The organism is Paenarthrobacter sp. CCNWLY172 (genome assembly GCF_037402035.1).
Taxonomy (GTDB): domain Bacteria; phylum Actinomycetota; class Actinomycetes; order Actinomycetales; family Micrococcaceae; genus Arthrobacter.
Map to the genome: position 1 here is coordinate 39746 of NZ_JBBEGB010000007.1, position 20265 is coordinate 60010.

Annotated in this window: 14 protein-coding genes and 2 tRNA genes; 7 read left to right on the forward strand and 9 right to left on the reverse strand. The window is 63.5% G+C overall.

The features are described 5' to 3' along the window. Positions 1-162 precede the first annotated feature (162 nt). Complete coding sequence (locus tag WBN73_RS12375) at positions 163-1611, forward strand: amidase family protein (RefSeq protein ID WP_337340390.1); 1449 nt, start codon at positions 163-165, stop codon at positions 1609-1611. Here WBN73_RS12375 and WBN73_RS12380 read toward each other — a convergent pair. The 8 genes from WBN73_RS12380 to WBN73_RS12415 form a co-directional block, all read right to left on the reverse strand. Next, the gene (locus tag WBN73_RS12380; protein ID WP_207596352.1) at positions 1595-2548 is read right to left on the reverse strand and encodes an Lrp/AsnC family transcriptional regulator; all 954 of its coding nucleotides are present in this window, start codon (positions 2546-2548) and stop codon (positions 1595-1597) included. The genes WBN73_RS12375 and WBN73_RS12380 overlap by 17 nt on opposite strands. Positions 2549-2697: 149 nt before the next feature. Beyond that, positions 2698-3537, reverse strand: a complete 840-nt coding sequence (locus tag WBN73_RS12385) for an aldo/keto reductase (protein WP_207596351.1) — start codon at positions 3535-3537, stop codon at positions 2698-2700. A gap of 137 nt (positions 3538-3674) precedes the next feature. Beyond that, positions 3675-4115, reverse strand: a complete 441-nt coding sequence (locus WBN73_RS12390; RefSeq protein WP_280626821.1) for a hypothetical protein — start codon at positions 4113-4115, stop codon at positions 3675-3677. A gap of 8 nt (positions 4116-4123) precedes the next feature. Further along, entirely contained in the window at positions 4124-4777 is a 654-nt protein-coding gene (locus tag WBN73_RS12395; protein ID WP_207596349.1) for a bacterial proteasome activator family protein, read from the reverse strand. An 84-nt stretch (positions 4778-4861) separates the two neighbouring features. Further along, entirely contained in the window at positions 4862-5053 is a 192-nt protein-coding gene (locus tag WBN73_RS12400; RefSeq protein ID WP_337340391.1) for a YbdD/YjiX family protein, read from the reverse strand. Further along, a complete protein-coding gene (locus WBN73_RS12405; protein WP_207596347.1) occupies positions 5053-7323 on the reverse strand; it encodes a carbon starvation CstA family protein in 2271 nt (756 codons plus the stop codon). The genes WBN73_RS12400 and WBN73_RS12405 overlap by 1 nt, the downstream gene beginning before the upstream one ends. A 201-nt stretch (positions 7324-7524) precedes the next feature. Next, positions 7525-8067, reverse strand: coding sequence for a PadR family transcriptional regulator (locus WBN73_RS12410; RefSeq protein WP_207596346.1), 543 nt, complete (start codon positions 8065-8067; stop codon positions 7525-7527). Between the two features lie 30 nt (positions 8068-8097). Further along, positions 8098-9081: an NAD(P)H-quinone oxidoreductase gene (locus tag WBN73_RS12415; RefSeq protein ID WP_207596345.1), complete on the reverse strand. Its 984-nt coding sequence runs from the start codon at positions 9079-9081 to the stop codon at positions 8098-8100. 102 nt (positions 9082-9183) lie between these two features. Here WBN73_RS12415 and WBN73_RS12420 point away from each other — a divergent pair. From WBN73_RS12420 to WBN73_RS12435, 4 genes are all read left to right on the forward strand, one after another. Then, positions 9184-9274: transfer RNA gene (locus WBN73_RS12420), tRNA-Ser, on the forward strand. Between the two features lie 201 nt (positions 9275-9475). After that, positions 9476-10261 (forward strand): VOC family protein, encoded by a 786-nt coding sequence (locus WBN73_RS12425; protein ID WP_337340392.1) that lies wholly within the window; start codon positions 9476-9478, stop codon positions 10259-10261. Between the two features lie 162 nt (positions 10262-10423). Continuing rightward, a complete protein-coding gene (locus tag WBN73_RS12430) occupies positions 10424-10915 on the forward strand; it encodes a septum formation family protein (RefSeq protein ID WP_337340393.1) in 492 nt (163 codons plus the stop codon). 182 nt (positions 10916-11097) lie between these two features. Continuing rightward, positions 11098-15633: an ExeM/NucH family extracellular endonuclease gene (locus tag WBN73_RS12435; RefSeq protein WP_337340394.1), complete on the forward strand. Its 4536-nt coding sequence runs from the start codon at positions 11098-11100 to the stop codon at positions 15631-15633. Positions 15634-15753: 120 nt separating this feature from the next. Here the strand turns inward: WBN73_RS12435 and WBN73_RS12440 are convergent, their stop codons facing one another. Continuing rightward, on the reverse strand, positions 15754-17715 hold the full coding sequence (locus WBN73_RS12440; protein ID WP_337340395.1) for an FAD/NAD(P)-binding protein: 1962 nt from the start codon (positions 17713-17715) through the stop codon (positions 15754-15756). Between the two features lie 59 nt (positions 17716-17774). Here WBN73_RS12440 and WBN73_RS12445 point away from each other — a divergent pair, with 59 nt between their 5' ends. Both WBN73_RS12445 and WBN73_RS12450 read left to right on the forward strand, forming a co-directional pair. Beyond that, a complete protein-coding gene (locus WBN73_RS12445) occupies positions 17775-20006 on the forward strand; it encodes a prolyl oligopeptidase family serine peptidase (protein ID WP_337340396.1) in 2232 nt (743 codons plus the stop codon). Between the two features lie 153 nt (positions 20007-20159). After that, a tRNA-Ser gene (locus tag WBN73_RS12450) sits at positions 20160-20247 on the forward strand. Positions 20248-20265 lie beyond the last annotated feature (18 nt).

Genomic DNA, 20265 nt, shown 5'->3' on the forward strand with positions numbered 1-20265 from the left:
TACCAACACCATTTACTATGAGCCGGATCACACACAATAGCTGACGGAATCAGCCGGAATGTTGGCTGAATCCGTCACGGCTTGCTTTCTTCGGGTTCCGGCTTCCGCGGTCAGGTGTGACCGGGCACACTTCAAGCAGTAGACATCCAGCAAAGGAGCACCATGCCTGACACCATCGGCGAGCTGTCCGCCGTCGAACTTTCCGCAGCGATCCGGGAGAAGAAGATCTCTGCGCGCGAAGCCCTTGCCGACCATCTGGAGCGCATCGCGGACGTGAACCCCGTGATCAACGCAGTGGTGACTCTCGACGCCGAAGGGGCCCAAGCCCTGGCGCACCGCGCGGACCAACTGACGGCTTCGGGGGCAGACCTTCCGCCACTGCACGGCGTGCCCATGACCCACAAAGACACGAACAATACCGCCGGGATGCGCACCACTCAGGGCTCGCTTGCCTTGCGCGACTTTGTGCCCGACGCCGATGACCTCATCATTGCCCGGCTGAAGGCGGCCGGGGTTGTCAGCACCGGGAAGTCGAACGTTCCCGAGTTTGGCGCCGGATCCCACACGTTCAACGACCTTTTCGGAACCACCACCAACCCGTACGCACCCACCCTCAGCGCCGGCGGCAGCAGCGGCGGGGTGGCCGCCGTCGTCGCTTCCCGCGTCCAGAGCATCGGCGACGGCAGCGACATGGGCGGCTCGCTCCGCATCCCGGCCTCCTTTTGCAATGTGGTGGGTTTCAGGCCATCGACGGCGGTGATCCCCATGCCGTCCGACGTCAACGCCTACGGGTGGCTGGGCCGAACCGGACCCATGGCACGCAGCGTGGAGGACATTGCCTTGTTCATGTCCGTGACGGCCGGCAAGGACCCTCGAGTGCCCCATCCGGAAGGCCTTGATCCGGAGGTTTTCCGAGCTGGGCTCAAGGCCGATATGCGCGGGGTCCGGATTGGCTGGTCACGGGACTTTGGCATTGGGGTGCCGGTGGACCCTGAAATCCTGGAGCATCTCGAACGGCAACTCGCGGTCTTCGAAGGCCTCGGCGCGATCGTGGAAGAAGCCACCCCCGATTTCAGCGAAGCCGACCTTGTGTTCGGCAACACCCGCGCCATGGACTTCGCCGCAGGACTGGGTCCCATCCTGGAGCGCTCTGGTGACGTTATCAAACCGGAAGTGCACTGGAACGTCCACAAAGGTTTCGACCTCACCGCCCGCGACCTGATCGAGACAGCCGCAGCCCGCACTCGCCTGGAACGCAGCGTCCAGTCATTTTTTGGGCGCTACGACCTCTTTGCCAGCCCCTGCGCCCAGGTCCTTCCCTTCGACGCCGCACTGCGGTACCCCCAGGACATCGCGGGTGTTCCTTCACAGACCTACCTCGACTGGATGCGCTCAGCCTGCCTGTTGTCCGCCACAGGGCTGCCCGTGCTCAGCGTCCCGGCAGGCTTCAGCTCCGCAGGGCTCCCCATCGGCTTGCAGCTCGCCGGCAACCACTACACGGACATGCAGTTGCTCCGCTACGGCCGTGCCTTCGAACAGCAGACCGGCTACGCCGCGATCGCTCCTGTTTTTTCTACGGCAGGCGAGGCCATCACTACCGTGCGCGCATAACCCGCCCACCACGCTTTCGGGCGTCCAGCAGGATGGACACGTCCACAGTGACAGCATGCTGCGCCCACTCCGAGTCCGTGATGAAGCGGTAGAGGTCTGCCATGTCCTCCACCGTGACATCGGCCATAATCTGGTAATTACCGGCGATCGCCGCCGCATAACGGACAGTAGGCAGCTCCGCCAGGCTCTTGCCAACCTGTTCAACGTGCTGCGGAGAAGCCCGGATCCAGAGCAGTGCCTCGACATACAAGCCAAAGGATGCCGGCTCAACGATGGCGCGCAAGTGAACCTGGTTATTGGCAAGCAGCCACTCAGTGCGGCGGCGTGCTGTTGCTTCAGAAACACCCACCCGGCGGCCCAACGCTTCAAAACTCATCCGGCCATCGGCACAGAGGGCAGCCACGAGCTCGTGGTCCTGCCTGCTCAAATCCTGCCGCGGCACCAGGATGCCGGAGTCCGGGGTGAGACTGGAGCGGAGCGCCTCCGCCTTGTCACTGGTGAGGATCTCCGGCCGCCACCCCCGGATGGTGCGGAAGTAACGCAACACGGGGTAGCTGGTGGAATCGCGCAGACCGATGGTGGCGGGCAACTCGTCAGAGAGGACATCGGCCATGCGTGCAGGCTCGGTGAGGATCTCTGCCACGCAGTCTCCGGTACCCGTGGTGGTGTAGACAAAGGTGGTATCCGGCCTCTGCCCCAGTGCGTGGGCCGCGGCCCGCACAGTGCCGGGCATGCATCTCATCTCCACCAACACCACGGACGGCCGGGGCCGGATGCCCACTACAGCGACAGCTCCGGACTCCACAAGCTGTGAACCCCGGCGCGCGACAGTTCGTTCTGCTTCCCCAAGGACCGCCGCCATCTTCCGCCAGGGGCACCGCGGATCCAGTTGGAGCGCGGCAACGATCTGCCGCTCCAATGCGTCAAAAACCTCCATGCAAGCTCCGTCCTCCGTCCGCTGGGGTTGCTCAATTCCACCACGGACTGAGGTGCGTTACGTCACGACGGCGAATGCCGGCGTCGTGCCTTAACGGCAGGTGCCCCGCCCCCAAGGAGGGGACGGGGCACCAGGGTCAGGCTTAGGACTTAAGCGAAGTCGGAGACTGCCGGGTCCGGTCCGATGCGGCCTTCGGCACCGCGGTCGAGGCCGTTGATGGCCTCGATGTCGGTGGCATCCAGCGTGACGTTGAGCGCCGCGAAGTTTTCTTGGATGCGGGACTCGGTGACGGACTTGGGAATGACCACATTGCCGATGGCCAGGTGCCAGGCGATGACCACCTGGGCGGGCGTGGCATCGTGCTTGGCGGCGATTTCAGCAACTGTGGCGCTTTGAAGGAGCTCGCCACCCTGGCCCAGTGGGGACCAAGCCTGGGTCAGGATGCCCTTGGAAGCGTTGAATTCGCGAAGGTCAGCCTGGTTGAAGAAGGGGTGCAGTTCCACCTGGTTGATGGCCGGAACAACGCCGGTTTCATCGATGATGTGCTGCAGGCCTTCCTTGGTGAAGTTGGATACACCGATGGACTTGACGCGGCCACGCTTCTTGAGCTCGATGAGCGCCTTCCAGGTGTCAACGTACTTTTCCTGCTTGGGCTGCTGCCAGTGAATCAGGTAGAGATCCAGGGTCTCCAGGCCGAGTCGGTCCATGGACTCCTCGAAGGCTGCGAGCGTGGAGTCGTAGCCCTGGTCTGCGTTCCACAGCTTGGTGGTGATGAAGATTTCGTCGGCGGAGAGGCCGGAGGAGGCGATGGCCCGGCCGACACCTGCCTCATTGCCGTAGATCTTGGCGGTATCGATGTGGCGGAAGCCGGCTTCAAAAGCCTGGCGCACCACCTTTTCGGCTACATCGTCTTCAACTTGCCACACCCCGTAGCCGAGCTGGGGGATGGTGTTGCCGTCGTTGAAAGTAAGTGTTGGTGACGAAGTCATGATTGCCATACTGCCAGCACGAACCTGTGAAAAGCCCGGAATGTTACGGAGATCAGCTATGCGCTTAACTTCTTGTGAAGGAGGAATAAAGGCGCACGCTTGTAGTTGCTCACGCCTTGCATCTTTCTCCCGGCCCTTCAGGCTCCGAGCTGGCGCTCTGCATCGGCAACCTGCTCAAAGACGGCTTCCGAGCGCCGCCTCACGGAGAGTGCACCCACAGGAACCGGGCCAACGGCCAACCTCAACATCGCGGCCGCCTCCGCGGTGGTGGCCAGGGAATTTCCAGCCTTGGACAACGCACGGTGCACCCCTGCCAGGGCCCCGGGAACATCCAGGCCGTCGCTTGGGGAGCGTCTTTGCGCCTCGACGCAAATGGTCCTCACGCGCGGAGACAACTCGGCAAGCTCATTGGCGATCTGCACAAGCTCGTTGTACAGCTGCTCATCATCAACGCCCTCAAGAACTTGGTGGTACCGGTCCAGGCCGCGGTGGAAACGGTCGTGGGCGCGTCGCCACAACCCCTTGCCGAGCTCCAGATCGTCCTTCCGTCCTTGGCGGACGGCCCCAAAGAAACCCACGAGCGAACTCAGAGGTACTGACCCGGACCGTGGTCGGGGTCTTCCGGCCGGCCGTGCGAAGCAGCACCGGGAGCCCCCGGCGCTGCGGCACGCTGCGGCTGGCCATTTTCGCCAATGACGATGCCCGGCGCGATGACAGTTCCCGGCGGGAGCTGGCGAAGTTGCATCTGCGCGGCGGCATGTTCCTTGGCGGCCTGCTGTGCGGCGATGGCGGCCTGGATACCGTGGAACAAGCCTTCCAACCACCCCACCAGCTGTGCCTGGGCGATGCGAAGTTCCGCATCGGAGGGCGCCTTTTCGTCGGGAAAAGGCAAGCTGATGCGTTCCAGCTCCTCGATGAGTTCAGGTGCGAGACCGTCCTCGAGTTCCTTGATGGAGCGCTCATGGATTTCGGCGAGGCGCCCACGTGCAGCGTCGTCCAGGGGCGCGGCTTTAACTTCCTCCAAAAGTTGGCGGATCATGGTGCCGATCCGCATCACCTTTGCCGGTTCGTCAACAAGTTCGTGAAGATTGCCGCCCTTGGGCTTGGCATCCTTTCCGGACTCTCCCCCGCCGGGTTGCTGTCCGTTGGGCCTGTTGTGGCCCTCTTCCAGCATGGTTCCCTCCACGGGGGTGTCGTCCGAAGCCTCATCCGTGGGCTGAATGTCGTTCAGATCGCTCATTCGTTCATACTCTCATGGGGTTCACGCGAACCCCCGTCCAGTTCCTCGATTCCGACTTCGTTCGTAGCGAAACTTGGTTCTCCGTCAGCAGCAGCGGCCCTGGGGATTGCTGTCCTGCCGGTCCATCCGGTCCCGCCAAAACTCACGCTCCGTCATGGCGGGACCGGAATGGCCGCTGGCATTGAAGTGTTCCAGGTACTTGCGGTAGGCGTCTGCACCCATGAGCGAACCCATGTAGGTGGCGAACCCGCGAAGCCCTTTGGCCACCGCATTCATCAGTGATGCCCGGCCTTCTGCGTGCGCTTCTCCGCAGGCAGGGCATTCCACTCCGCCAGCAGGGCCTTCTCCGCTGAGGTGGGGATCAGTCCGGCCGGGGCATACACCTTGGATGGCAGGGCCGGGTCCTCATGGTCTTGTCCGCCGCCTGCACGGATTGCCCTGATGGTCGCCAACAGGGCGGCGACAATCACGATGATGCTCAACGTCACGAAGATGACCGAAAGGACGCCCTGGATCATGGTGTTACGGACCACCGCTTCCATGGCTGCAACGGTCTTTGCCGTGCCGAACTCCGTCTTGCCGTCCGCCAAGGCCTTGGAGAAGGCCTGGTTGTTGGCGAAGTAGCCCACTGCCGGAACCGGCGAGAAGATCTTGTGGAAGCTGGCAGTAATTGTCACTACTGCCGCAAAGGCCAGAGGTACCGCCACGATCCACAGCCACTTGAAGACGCCCCGCTTGGCAGTGATGGCCAGGCACACCGCCAGCGCGATGGCCGCAAGGAGTTGGTTGGCGATGCCGAACAACGGGAAGAGCGTATTGATCCCACCCAGGGGGTCGGTAACACCCATCAGGAGCACTGCACCCCATGCACCCACCATGATGGCGGTGCATAGCCAAGCGCCGGGACGCCAGGAGGCTTCCTTGAACTTGGGAACAAAGTTGCCAATGGAATCCTGCAGCATGAACCGGGCAACACGCGTGCCGGCGTCAACTGCGGTCAGGATGAACAGCGCCTCAAACATGATGGCGAAGTGGTACCAGAAGGCCATCATGCCGGGTCCACCGATGAACTGCTGCATGATGTGCGCCAAGCCTACGGCCAGTGTGGGTGCCCCACCGGACCGGGAGACGATGCTCTCCTCGCCCACGTCCTTGGCCGTCTGGGCCAGCACGTCCGGGGTGATGTTCACGTTGGCCAGGCCAAGGCTGTTCACCCACTGCGCTGCGGATTCCACCGTGCCTCCGGTGAGGGCAAGGGGTGCGTTCATGGCGAAGTAGATGCCGCGGTCGATCGAAATCGCAGCTACCAGAGCCATGATGGCCACAAAGGACTCCATGAGCATGCCGCCATAGCCGATGAAGCGCGTCTGGCGTTCCTTCTCGATCAGCTTGGGAGTGGTGCCGGAGGAAATAAGGGCGTGGAATCCTGACAGGGCGCCACAGGCGATGGTGACAAAGAGGAAGGGGAACAGCGCCCCGGAGAAAACGGGTCCGTTCTCACGGCTGGCGAACTCGCTGAACGCGGGGACTGTGATTTCCGGACGAACCACAATGATGGCCAAAGCCAGCATCACGATCACGCCGATCTTCATGAAGGTGGAGAGGTAGTCGCGAGGGGCCAGGAGCAGCCACACCGGCAGGATGGCAGCAATGAAGCCGTAGATGATGATGCCCCAGGCAATGGTGACCTTGTCGAGGTGGAAGAAGGCTGCACCCCATTCGGTTCCGGCCACTGCGCCGCCGCCGATGATGGCCGCCATCAGTAAAACGAAGCCGATGATGGACACTTCCATCACCTTTCCTGGCCGGATGAAGCGCAGGTAAACGCCCATGAACAGTGCGATGGGGATGGTCATCCCCACAGAGAAGACACCCCACGGACTCTCGCCCAGGGCGTTGACCACGACGAGCGCAAGGATGGCCACAATGATGATCATGATGAGCAGGGTGGCCACGAGGGCCGCCGTGCCGCCAATGACGCCAAGTTCTTCACGTGCCATCTGGCCGAGGGAACGGCCACCGCGGCGCATGGAGAAGAACATGACCAGGTAGTCCTGCACGGCACCGGCAAGAACGACACCGATGATGATCCAGATGGTGCCTGGCAGATAGCCCATCTGGGCTGCGATGACAGGTCCCACCAGCGGCCCCGCGCCGGCAATGGCGGCGAAGTGGTGGCCGAACAGCACATTCCGGTCGGTGCGGACATAGTCCTTGCCATCAGCCTTGTACTCGGCAGGAGTGGCGCGGCGATCATCCGGCTTGAGCAAGTAGCGCTCAATAACCTTGGAATAGAACCGGTAGCCAATCAGATAGGTGCATACCGCAGCGAAAACGAACCAGATGGCGTTCACGGTTTCGCCGCGTACCAGCGCCAGCATGAACCATGCCACCGCTCCCAGCAGCGAGATCGCCACCCACAGCCCGATCTTTGCCGGGGTCCATCTACGCTCTTCTGCCTCACGGACTGAGTCATCCACGGCCGGGGAAGGCAGCGTAGGATCCAATCCTTCCGTGAGTCCGGCCTTGTCAGAAACCTTGCCCATATCTCCTCCTTGAGAACTGCTGCAGTGATGGGTGCTGCCGTTGGTGGCGATCTTCGCGGTGGGGGCCGCATCGCCGGGTGCCTTCCAGCACAGTAACAACCGTCACAGACAAGTAAAGGGGGAACGCGCCAACGTGGAACAACGCGGCGGTGAACGGTCACAGCCTTGCGGCGGATGACCATGCTCCCGCACCGGAGGAGACTAGGTGGCTCCCCCGTTGGCCTGCGCCTGCACCATGCGCGCTTCACACAGGTCCAACCAGCGCACTTCGGCTTCGGCTTGGAAAATCAGGGAATCGAGTACCAGCAGCCCCGCGGTGTCCACGGAACGTTGGTTGGCGGACACTGCCTTCCTCGCCAGCGTGTGCTCCTGCAACGCCCTGACGGACACCTCACGCTGGGATTGGATCACCGCGGAGGTATCCACACCGGGCAGCGTCACGGCAAGGGCAAGCTTGATGGCGATCTCGTTCCGCGGCGGGGCGCCACGGTCCACGGCGCCGCCAAACCACGCCTCGACTTCCTCGGCACCGGCGTCAGTGATGCTGTAGATGACGTGGCCACCGCCGTCGTCGCCGTCTTTACTGACCAGGCCATCGCGCTCAAGGCGGTCCAGGGTGGTGTAAACCTGTCCGATGTTCAACGGCCAGGCGGCACCGGTCCGGTCCTCGAATTCGACGCGCAGTTCGTAGCCGTACCGGGGCTGGTCCTGAAGCAGGGCCAGCAGACTGTGCCGGATGGACATATGGCTCCTCGCAGCGGTTGGACGGAACGATCAGAGGAGCAGCAGGACCTTGCCCACGTGCTCGCCCGAGTCGAAATACTGATGGGCTTCCCGGACATGTTCCAGTGGGAAGGATTTGGCCACGAGCGGCCTGATCCTGCCGTCGGTGAGCATCGGCCATACGGACTCGCGGACCGCGGACATGATGATGCCTTTTTCGGCCACGGACCGCGGCCGAAGCGCCGTACCAATCACGGCAGCCCGTTTGCTGAGGAGTTGGCCGAGGTTGATCTCGGCGGTGGTCCCGCCCTGCAGGCCAATGACGATCAGGCGGCCGTACTCGGCGAGCGCGTCGACGTTCTGCTGGAGGTACTTGGCACCCACGACGTCGAGGATCACGTCCGCGCCTTTGCCCCCGTTTTGCGCCTTGAGGCTTTCAGCGAAGTCCTCTTCGGTGTAGTTGATGGCGATGTCGGCGCCCAGGAAGGCCTTGGCGGTTCCCACCTTCTCGTCGGTTCCGGCAGTGGTCGCTACCGTTGCACCGCAGGCCTTGGCCAACTGGATGGCCATGGTGCCGATGCCGCCGGTGGCGCCATGGATGAGTACTGTCTCCCCGGGCTGCATCTGCGCTGTCATGATGAGGTTGGAATAGACGGTGGCAGCAACTTCAGGCAGGGCCGCGGCGGTAATGAGGTCCACACCTTCGGGAATCCGCAAAACCTGCTCCGCAGGTACGGCCACCTGCTGGGCGTAGCCTCCGCCGGAGAGCAGCGCAACAACTTTATCCCCCACGGAGAACGCCTTGGTGACGCCGGGACCAAAGGCTGCGATGCGTCCGGAGACTTCAAGCCCGGGAATGTCGGATGCGCCTGGCGGTGGCGGGTAGAAGCCGCGCCGCTGCTGGACGTCCGCACGGTTCAGTCCGGCAGCCACGACGTCGATCAGGACCTCCCCGGCGCCTGGCACCGGTGCGGGGACCTCGCGGATTTCGAGGACTTCGGGCCCGCCTGGCTCTGAGATGTAGACGGCTTTCATGACGAACTCCCGGTTTCTTGCTGGTCCTCAAACCCCCGGGGAAGGGGCTGGAGGACGTGATGTTTTGGAACAGCCAACTCCCTATGAAACACTACTAGGCGAGGAAGGTTGTCCGAGCGGCCTAAGGAGCTGGTCTTGAAAACCAGTGTGCGGTAACCCCGTACCAAGGGTTCAAATCCCTTACCTTCCGCCAATGAGATGCCCCGGGTTCCAGGACCCGGGGCATTTTTGTTTGTTTGATTGTTGTTCCGCAGGGCCGCCAAGCGCGCAACTGAGAACTGACACCCGTTAGATCATTGAAACTGTCAGACCCCCCGCATAGTGTTCTTTCTGTCTCCACACCACTGACATATGCCGTAGCTTTGGCCGCGGAATAACAACAGGAGCCTGACCCATGCCTAAGCCTGACATCACTCCCGGCGCACCCTGCTGGATTGATCTGATGACGTCCGATACTGAGAAAGCGAAGACGTTCTACAGCGCGCTTTTCGGCTGGACGTATGAGACCGGGGATGAGGAAAAGTACGGCGGCTACATCACGGCGCTGAAGGACGGCCGGATGGTGGCGGGCATCATGGCGAAGCAGGCTGACATGGGTGCCATGCCGGATGTCTGGTCCACTTACCTTCGTACCGATGACATCAAGGCAACCACCGAGGCAGCAGCCACCCATGGGGGTCAGGTGTATTTGGAACCCATGGAAGTTCCCGAGCAGGGCACCATGGCCATGTACGGTGACGCCTCAGGCGCGTCCATCGGAGCTTGGGAATTCCGGGAAATGACGGGCTACGAGCTGGCGGCTGAGGCCGGCGCTCCTGCGTGGCACGAACTCCTTTCCAAGGATTACGAGGCAGCGGTCACCTTCTACCAGGAAGTCTTTGGCTGGGACACGGACGTCATGAGCGATACTCCGGAGTTCCGGTACACCACCCTCGGCGCCGGAGACGACGCCAAGGCGGGCATCATGGATGCCTCCGGTTTCCTTCCGGAACAGGTCCCCTCCATGTGGAGCGTGTACTTCGCAGTGGAGGACACGGACGCCACAGTGGAGCAAGCAACAGCCTTGGGCGCCACCATCACACAACCTGCAGAGGACACACCGTTTGGTCGTTTGGCGACGCTGCAGGACCCCACGGGAGCTGTCTTCAAAGTAATCCAGGACCTGGGCCAAACGGCCTAGGGTTTCACTGCACCGGGTCTGCCCGGCGCCCTCCACCGAGGGCAGCCGGCCGGATCCACTCATTGCCGGCGTTGGGGGATCAGCCGGCGTGGGTCCTTGTCAGGTCCCTCACTGTCGATCGCAGGCCCCTTGCCTGCTGTCCCGCGGGGAATGAGGACCCACATGCACCACTTTTCACGACGATTGAGGACCGCTGCCGTGCTGGGCATGGCATCGATTGCGCTGGCGGGCTGTTCGTTGATCAGCAGCGGCGACGCCAAGCGGGATGAGTCAGGAAAGCCTACGGAATCGTCCAAGGCCGATGCCTTCAAGGTGAAGTTGGGCGACTGCATCGCCAATCCGGACAGCCAGGAAGTTATGGATGTCACCATCATTCCGTGCGATCAGAGCCACGACCTTGAGGCCTACGCGCTGACCAACATGGACGCGTCTGCGTTCCCCGGCGACACTGAGGTGGGCACCCAGGCTGAAGAATACTGCGGTGCCCAGTTCGCAACGTTTGTTGGCCTGCCGTTCGAGGAATCTGCGCTGGATGTGACCTTCCTCCACCCCACCAGCGACTCCTGGAAAAACGGTGACCGGGAGATCGTCTGCCTGATCGGTGGCGAGGCCGGAGCCGCCACCTCCGGCACCCTTAAGGGTGCCGCCAGGTAACGCACGAGTGCCAAGGGAACCCAGCGGCCACCCCCGGTCCACCTCCCATTCATTCCATCGTGTTCTGCTATGCCCGAGCAATAGGTTTACCCCGGAGTAACTTCCGAAACAACGCCCACTTCACAAGATTGTGGGCGTCGTCCAAAGGGCCCCACAGGGTCCCCTAATGAAAGTTAGAGCGGATGCACCAACAACAGTGGAAAGTACTGGCAGGAACGGTCTTGTCAGTGGGGTTGCTCGCCGCCCCGCTGACGGCCGCTCCGGCCATGGCGGCGGATGATCCGTCCGCCCCTGCCGGCTCATCGGCGGTAGTCATCAACGAGGCTTACCTCAGCGGTGGCAGTGCCGGCGCCGCGTTCAAGAACAAGTTCGTTGAGCTCTACAACTCCTCGGATTCCCCGGTCAGCCTGGCAGGCTGGTCGTTGCAGTACCGTTCAGGCACAGCCACCGCCGCACCCACGGGGATCACCCCCCTGACCGGCACCATCCCTGCCAAGGGCTACTTCCTGGTCCAGGGAGCCACCAACAGCGGAGCCTCCACCGCCCCGGCCCTTCCCACGGCCGATGTCCAAGCCACCGGGACGCTGAACCCCAGCGGAACCACAGGAACACTGGTCCTGGCCAAGCAGTCCACCGCTGTGTCCCCGCTCCCGGCTGGATCAGTGACCGGCAACGCCGCCATTGCCGACCTCCTGGGCTATGGCACCTCCAACACGTTCGAAACCGCCGCGGCCACTGCGCCCACCGGCAACTCGGACGTCAAGAGCCTGAACCGCACCAACGGGGCGGACACGGACTCCAACGCCACGGACTTCAGCCTGAACGCCACCATTACCCCCACGGCCTCCAACGGCGGTGGAACCCCTCCCACGGATCCGGAGCCGGAGCCCGGTGTCAAGGCCATTGCCGAGATCCAGGGAACGGGTACGGCGAGCCCCCTGGTCGGCAGCACCGTGACCACGCGCGGCAAGGTCACCGCCCTCTACGCCACCGGCGGGTTCAACGGCTACTACGTCCAGACCCCCGGAACCGGCGGCGATACTGCCGGGGCGGCCAGGACGGCGTCGGACGCTTTGTTCGTCTACTCACCCACGACCACGGGAACCGTCCAGCAGGGCGACTACCTGGAACTAACAGGCGTCGTCAGCGAATTCGCCAACCAGACCCAGCTCACGGTTGAAGCTGCAGGGTTGAAGAAGCTCGCTGAGGCGGCCCCCGAGGTCAAGTCCACGCCGTTTGCCTTGCCGGCGAATGAGGCCGCGAGGGAAAGCCTCGAAGGCATGCTCGTAGCCCCCCAGGGCGATTTCACGGTCACGGATAACTACTCCCTGAACCAGTACGGCGAAATCGGCCTCGCGGCCGGGACCTCGCCCTTGGTGCAGCCCACGGCCGTGGCCGCTTACGGCTCGCCGGAGTACGCTGCCGTGGTGGCGGACAACGCGCTGCGGGGCATCAAGCTCGACGACGGTGCGTCCACCAACTTCCTCAAGGACGCCACCACCAAGGCCCAGCAACTGCCGTACCTGACAACCTCGGATCCCGTTCGTGTGGGTTCGCCCGCACAGTTCCGGACCGACGTCATCCTTGGCTACGGCAACAACTCCTGGAAGTTCCAGCCGCTCACCGCACTCAACGCGGCCAATGCTGGTTCGGTCCAACCGGCCAGCTTCACCGCCACCCGGCCGGAAGGTCCTGCCGATGTGGGAGGCAGCCTCAAGCTCGCTTCCTTCAACGTGCTCAACTACTTCCCCACCACCGGTGACCAGCTGGCCGGCTGCGTCTTCTATACCGACCGCGAGGGCAACCCCATCACGGTCAAGGAAGGCTGCAACGCCCGCGGTGCTGCCAACGCGGAGAACTTCGAGCGCCAGCAGGCCAAGATCGTAGCGGCCATCACCAAGTCCGGCGCCGACGTCGTATCCCTCGAGGAAATCGAGAACTCCGCGCAGTTCGGCAAGGAGCGCGACTATGCGTTGTCCAAGCTGGTGGAGGCCCTCAACGTCAAAACACCTGGCGTGTGGGACTACGTGCGGACGCCCGCCAACGCTCCCCCGCTGAGCGATGAAGACATGATCCGCACCGCGTTCATCTACAAAAAGGCCGTGGCGGAGCCCGTGGGCGAGTCCATCATCCACAACGACACCGTGGCTTTCGCCAGCGCACGCAAGCCGCTGGCCCAGGTCTTCAAACCGGTTGGCGGTGCCGATGACAAGAAGTTCATCGCGATCGTGAACCACTTCAAGTCCAAGGGCTCGGCCGCTACCCCGGACGATACCGACAAGGGCCAGGGTGCCTCGAACATTGCCCGCACCAAGCAGGCTGAATCGCTGCTCGCTTTCTCGAAGGATCTTCAGGCGTCCAAGGGCACGGACAAGGTCTTCCTGATCGGTGACTTCAACGCCTATGCCAAGGAAGATCCCATCAACGTCCTCACGGGCGCCGGCTATGCCGATCTTGAGGTGGGCACCGGCAAGCACTCATACCTGTTCGGGGGCATGGTGGGTTCCCTGGACCACATCCTGGCTTCACCTGCCGCAGCCAAGGCCGTCACGGGAACCGACATCTGGAACATCAATTCCGTGGAGTCCGTCGCACTGGAGTACAGCAGGTATAACAACAATGTGACCAACTACTATGCCGCGGACGAGTTCCGGGCCAGCGACCACGATCCTGTGGTGGTGGGCCTGGACCTGACTGCGGAGGCACCCGCAAGCGTTGACCTGCAGTTCCTGGGGATCAACGACTTCCACGGCCGCATCGACACCAACACCGTGCTCTTTGCCGGAACGGTGGAGAAGCTCCGCGCGGCAGCTGCCCCCGGGGCTACGGCCTTCATCTCGGCCGGCGACAACATCGGCGCCTCCCTCTTCGCTTCTTCAGTGGCGAAGGACCAGCCCACCATCGACGTCCTGAACACCTTGGAGCTGCAGGCTTCCGCTGTGGGCAACCACGAGTTCGACGGCGGCTGGCAGGACCTGCGCGACCGCGTCGTCGCAGGAGGTACCAACGCAAAGTTCGCGTACCTCGGTGCGAACGTCTACCAAAAGGGCACCACCACGCCGGTCTTGCCGGAGTACAAGGTGCTGGATATGAACGGCATGCGGGTGGCCGTCATCGGCACTGTCACCCAGGAAGTTCCTTCACTGGTGACTCCCGCCGGAATCTCGGACCTCGAATTCGGGGATCCTGTGGAGGCCATCAACCGGGTGGCCGCGAAGATCAAGGCCGACGATCTAGCCGACCTCATCATCGTGGAAAGCCACGACGGCGCCGCGTCCGGCACTCCTGAGGGCGCCACGCTGGAGCAGGAAGTCGCCGCGGGCGGACCCTTCGCCAAGCTGGTCAACGAAACCACTCCCGACGTCGCTGCCATCTTCACCGGACATACCCACAAGGAATACGCCTGGGACGCACCGGTACTGGACGCCAACGGCCAGCCGACCGGCAAAACCCGTCCCATCGTGCAGACCGGCAACTACGGCGAGAACGTGGGCAGCGTGACGCTCACTGTGGACACCGCCAGCAAGTCCGTGACGGCGTACAAGGCCGCAATCGTGGATCGGACCACCGAGACCGCCGAAAGCCTGGTTGCTGCGTACCCGAGGGTGGCCGCAGTGAAGACCATCGTGGACAAGGCGCTGGCCCAAGCTGCTGAAATCGGCAACCAGCCCGTTGGTGCAGTGACCGCCGATATCACCACCGCCTTCACCCCGGATCCTGCCGGAGGCGCCCCCAAGCGGGACGACCGCGCGAATGAATCCACGCTGGGCAACTTGGTGGCAGACTCCCTGGTGGATACGCTCAAGGCACCCGAACTGGGTGCGGCGGAGATCGGCGTCGTGAACCCCGGAGGCCTGCGTAACGAGCTCTACTACGCCCCGGATGGCACCATCACCTACGCAGAGGCCAACGCGGTCCTGCCGTTCGTGAACAACCTGTGGACCACGTCCCTGACAGGTGCCCAGTTCAAGACGCTCCTGGAGCAGCAGTGGCAGACCAACGCTGACGGAACCGTGCCCAGCCGCCCCTACCAGCAGCTTGGCCTGTCCAAGAACATCAACTACACCTACGACGCCGCCCGTCCCGCAGGCGACCGCGTCACCGGCATCTGGGTGAACGGCGCCGTCATCGATCCCGCGAAGCAGTACAGGATCGGCACGTTCAGCTTCCTGGCCACCGGTGGTGACAACTTCCGGGTCTTCAAGGAAGGCAGCAACACCAAGGACACCGGACTGGTGGACCGGGATGCCTGGATCAAATACCTGCAGGAGCACAAGCCGGTGTCGCCGGACTTTGCCCGTCGTTCCGTCGCTGTGGTGAACTCCACCGCAGCCGGGGTCAAGGCCGGCGAACCCATCGCACTGGCTGTCTCAAAGCTGAACCTGACATCGATCGGCAGCCCCGCCAATGCCACCCTCAATGCCGTCTTTGTTGACAGCAAGGGTGCAGCGGTGACGCTCGGATCCGTACCGGTAACAGCAGGTGCAGCCACGGTGGACCTCAAGGTTCCCGCCTCGGCAGCGGCCGGCACTGGCACGTTGGTGCTCACCGCCGTCGAAAGCGGAACCGTGGTGAAGACGCTCGTGACGGTTGCTGAGAGCGGCCCGAACCCGCCGCAATGCACCGCGCCCACCAAGCCGTCCAAGTGGTACGACATTGTGGGGTGGCTGCGGTACGCGTTCGCCTGGTTGGAGTACCAGAGGTGCCTGCGGGGCTAGCAAACCCGTAACGCCATAAGGCAGGGCCCTCACGAACTTACCCTTCGTGAGGGCCCTGCCTTTGTGCTGAACGCTAAGACTTAGTGCCGAACGCTACGCCGATCCGTAGCCGTGCGTGGCTCAGCGGGCCAGAATACTGCGGGCAATCTCGTCGGCATCCCTGAGGGTCCGCTGTCCGCTGGCGTAGGCCGGTCCGGTCCGGGGCCGGGCTTCCGCAGCGATGGCCGTGCCCCACTGCACCGCGGAGAGCTGAAGACCCAAGACGTACAGGTTCCTTGTGACGGATCCATTCGCCGCCAGGGGCCTGTATGGATGCGGTTCAACGTCCAATCCCGTGGTCTGCACAGGAGCGCCTTCGCCGCCCATCATGATCTTGGTGCGCACCAGGCCATCAGCCATCAGCTGCTCCAGCAGCGGGGAGACGTTCATTCCCACCCTGTTGGCCGGCGACATCGCCTCGATCAAGGTAGGTGCTTCGGCCGGCGCATCGTGCACCCACGGCGAAACCGCCCGGAACACCTTGGCTGCCCGGTCCACGCTGAACTTCGGGTCGGGGCCCACGAAACTCACGACGCCGGCACGCGCCAAAGCGGCCAGCTGCTCCGAGCGCAGTGCAGGGGCTCCGCTGGCCAGCCCTTCGACGAAGGACTCGAACCAGCCGCGCAACCCTGAGAGCCACGATTCGTCCGTGATGCCGCCATCTGCCACAACCGATTTGAGGATGGCCCGGCCGGTGTGGAGCGCACCGATGGCCATCTTGACGGGGTCCGCCTCCCCGAGGGCCGATCGTCGCGCGTCATCATCCAGGTAGGCCGTGATGGCTGCGTCCAGCTCACGTCGAGAGGCAAAGGTGCGTCCTGCCAGTGGAGCGGCCAGTCCGCGGAGGTTCAACCGGCGGGAAGACACAACATGCTTTTCCACGAGGTCGCCCACGCTGTTTTCCCAGTGCGTGGTGGTGTGCGCGTGCGGTTGGAGCGCATCCTCAAGATCAGCCAGGAACTGCGCAGGGTCCTTGATTGCCGTCGGCTGGGAGCGGGCCAGCGTTGAGTAGTAGGCCCACAAGGCGTCGCGGTGCAGGAGTGGCCAAAGATCATGGTCAAAACCAGGTTGGATTCCCGCGGCACGGAACCGGTCCACTGCGTCTTCGGTCAGGTACCGCATGGTGATGCTGCCCGGATAGTAGGCATCCAGGCCGGCCTTGGCCCGGTACGGCGTGCCACGGCGGGAGGCGGCGATGATTTTCGGTTCGCGCCCCGATGCCCTGTACTCCAATACCCCGGCTCCCGGCGCACCGGCGTCAACAAACTTGCCCCCGCGCCCCTCCGTCAGCTGGCCCATGACGTCAAAGAAGTTCAATCCCATGCCCCGGACCAGCACGGGCTCGTTATCCGGCACGGATTGCCAGTCCACGTCGGCCGGCGGTGCGGGCGGAAAATACAGCAGGCCCTGTTCGTCAGCGGCGCGCTTGAATGAGCGCTGTTCCGGATTCAGCCGGGACTCAATGTGCCCCAGGGCGAGGACCACGGAGCCGACGGTGAGGGTGAGGCCATTGGCGAGTTCGACGTCGAACCCGTCCCCCGCGCTGTTCGCCGTGCTGTTCACAAAAGGGCGTGCCGCCACGGCGGTGGTCTCATGGAAGGTGACCTCGACGCCGTCGGGAAGCCGTTCCAGCAATCCCGCCAAGGTTTGGCGCAGGTACCTGCCGTACAGCGCGCGGCTGGGGAAATTGTTCGACTCGAGGGTGGCCAACTCGGCCTTCTCAGCATCGTTCAGTCCCGCACCATCACGACGCCGGGCCTCACGCCACTGGTCGAAGGAACCACCTGCCAGCGGCGGGGCCAGCATCGGGTCTTCGGGGATGAGTGTCGGATAGAAAGACTGGGTGTTCATCAGATACAAGCGCGACTGCTCGGGCTGCCACACGTGGCCCGATCCGGCCGGAAAAGGATCCACCACATCAAGATGCAGGGTGGTTCCCGGAGGGCTACCGGCAGCCCAATTCGCAAGCAACCGCTCAAGGACGCTGGTGCCCCGAGGGCCGGCCCCAATAAGGGCAACACGGATGGTTTGCGATTTAGCCACGCTCAAGCCTAACTTCCTGTGACTTGCTTACGGTCGAACAGTGTTGCTTGGATGGGGCGATGACCACCACAGAAGCTGATCAGACGCCACTTCCCGAGAATGACACCGCCACCACCTCCGGGCCCCGCCATGCTGCGGACGTGGCGGCTGAGCCCACGGATGAAAACGTCTGGCTCGAGGACATCCACGGCGAGGAACAGCTGGCGTGGGTCCGCGAACAAAACGCCCGCACCGAGGAATTGCTCGAGGATGCTGAATATGCAGCTGTTGAAGCCGGCATCCTTGAGGTCCTCGACTCAACAGACCGCATCGCCATGGTCTCCAAGCGGGGCGACTACTACTACAACTTCTGGAAGGACCAGGAACACCCCAAAGGCCTCTGGCGCCGCACCACCTGGGAAAGCTACCTCACCGACGAGCCCGAGTGGGACGTCCTGCTGGACGTCGATGCCCTTGCCGCCGCCGAAGGTGTGGAGTGGGTCTTCCACGGCGCCGGTTTCCTCCGGCCGGCCGATGGCGACGAGTACCGCCTGGCCATGGTCTCACTCTCCCCCGACGGAGGCGACGCGGACCGCCACCGCGAGTTCGACGTCGAATCCCGCACCTTCGTGGAGGGCGGCTTTGACATCCCCACTGCCAAGGGAAACGTCAGCTGGCTCGATGCCGACACCCTGCTGGTGTCCAGCACTGCGGAGGGACTGCCTGCGACGACGTCTTCCTATGCGAGGACCGGCGTGAAGCTGAGGCGCGGACAGACGCTGGCCCAGGCCGAGCGCCTCTTTGAGATTCCCGAGGACCACATGCTGGCCATGGTGGCCCACGATTCGACCCCGGGCTACGAGCGGACCTTCGCCGTGGACTACATCGACTTCTACAACCGGAGCACCTGGCTGCTGCGCGAGGACTCGTGGGTGGCAATCGACGTTCCCACCGACGTCAACATCAGCGCCCACCGCGACTGGCTGCTGTTCCGTCCGCAGAAAGACTGGGAGGTTGAGGGCTCCGTGTACCCGGCGGGAGCTCTGCTGGCGGCCGATTTCGACTCCTACCTGGCGGGGTCCCGTTCGCTGCTGGTCCTGTTTACGCCGGATGCCCAAACCTCGCTGCAGTCCTGGAGCTGGACCAAGGATTACCTGCTGCTGAACCTCCTGCGCGACGTCTCCTCGGAAATCCGGGTGCTGGACCCTTCCACGATTGACTCCGCGGGTGCATGGGCATCCACCCTCCTGGATGCCTGCCCGCCGCTGCACGATGTCAATGCCTATGCCGTGGACGACGAAGACCTGGGCGCAGCCGGCAACGACTTCTGGCTGGTGGCCACCGGCTTCACCACTCCCACCACTCTCACCCGGGGAGCGCTGACACGCGGCGATGACGGGCAGTCCAGCGGCGTGGTGAGCCGGCATGCCGAAGTGAAGCGGTCGCCGTCGTTCTTCAACGAAGCCGGGTACGAGGTCCAACAGTACTTTGCTGTCTCTGCCGATGGAACGAAGGTTCCCTACTTCCAGGTGGCGTCCAAGGATCTGGTACTTGATGGCCAGAACCCCACGCAGCTTTCCGGCTACGGCGGGTTCGAGATCTCGCGGACCCCGGCCTACAGCGGATCCATCGGCCGGGCATGGCTTGAGCGGCGAACTGTGGGCGTTGCCTCCGAGGACGGCACCGGCACGCACTCGCGCGGCGGCGTGTACGTTGTGGCCAACATCCGGGGCGGTGGCGAATACGGGCCCTCATGGCACCGCGCTGCCCTCCAGGAAAACCGCCACCGCGCCTACGAGGACTTCGCTGCGGTGGCCCGGGACCTGATCTCCCGCGGCGTTACCAGCCGTCCGCGTCTGGGCTGCGTCGGAGGCTCCAACGGCGGGCTTCTGGTGGGAAACATGCTGACCCAGTACCCCGAACTGTTCGGTGCCGTGTCCTGCGGCGTGCCGCTTCTGGACATGCGCCGGTACACCAAGCTCTCGGCCGGGTACTCGTGGATTGCCGAATACGGGGACCCCGATGTCCCCGCGCAGTGGGAGTTCATCCGCACCTTCTCGCCGTACCACCTCCTTCATGACGGCGTGGATTACCCCGAGACGTTCATCTGGACTGCCACTTCGGATGACCGGGTGGGACCCGTCCAAGCCCGCAAGATGGCTGCACGCATGCAGGCCATGGGCATCCCGAATGTGTGGTTCCACGAAGCCCTCGAAGGGGGCCATGCCGGTGCCTCGGACAACAGGCAGGCTGCGGCGTTGCAGGCGCGGAGCAACCACTTCTTGTGGCGTTCGCTGGCCGGAAGCAACTAGCCGCTCCGTCAGGTCCGATTCGCTGGTTCGCTGCCTGCCAGGCCGTTCGCACGGCCCGTCCCGCCGCGAACCAGCGAAATGGGCAGGAGAATGGCCGCGTTTTGCGCTCGACGGCACGTTCTGCGTATCCTTGGTGGGCTAGCAATAGCAAAGGGAGACGTGCCAGAGCGGCCGAATGGGCTTCACTGCTAATGAAGTGTGGGGCACAACTCCACCGGGGGTTCAAATCCCCCCGTCTCCGCGAACAGGTCCCGGTTTT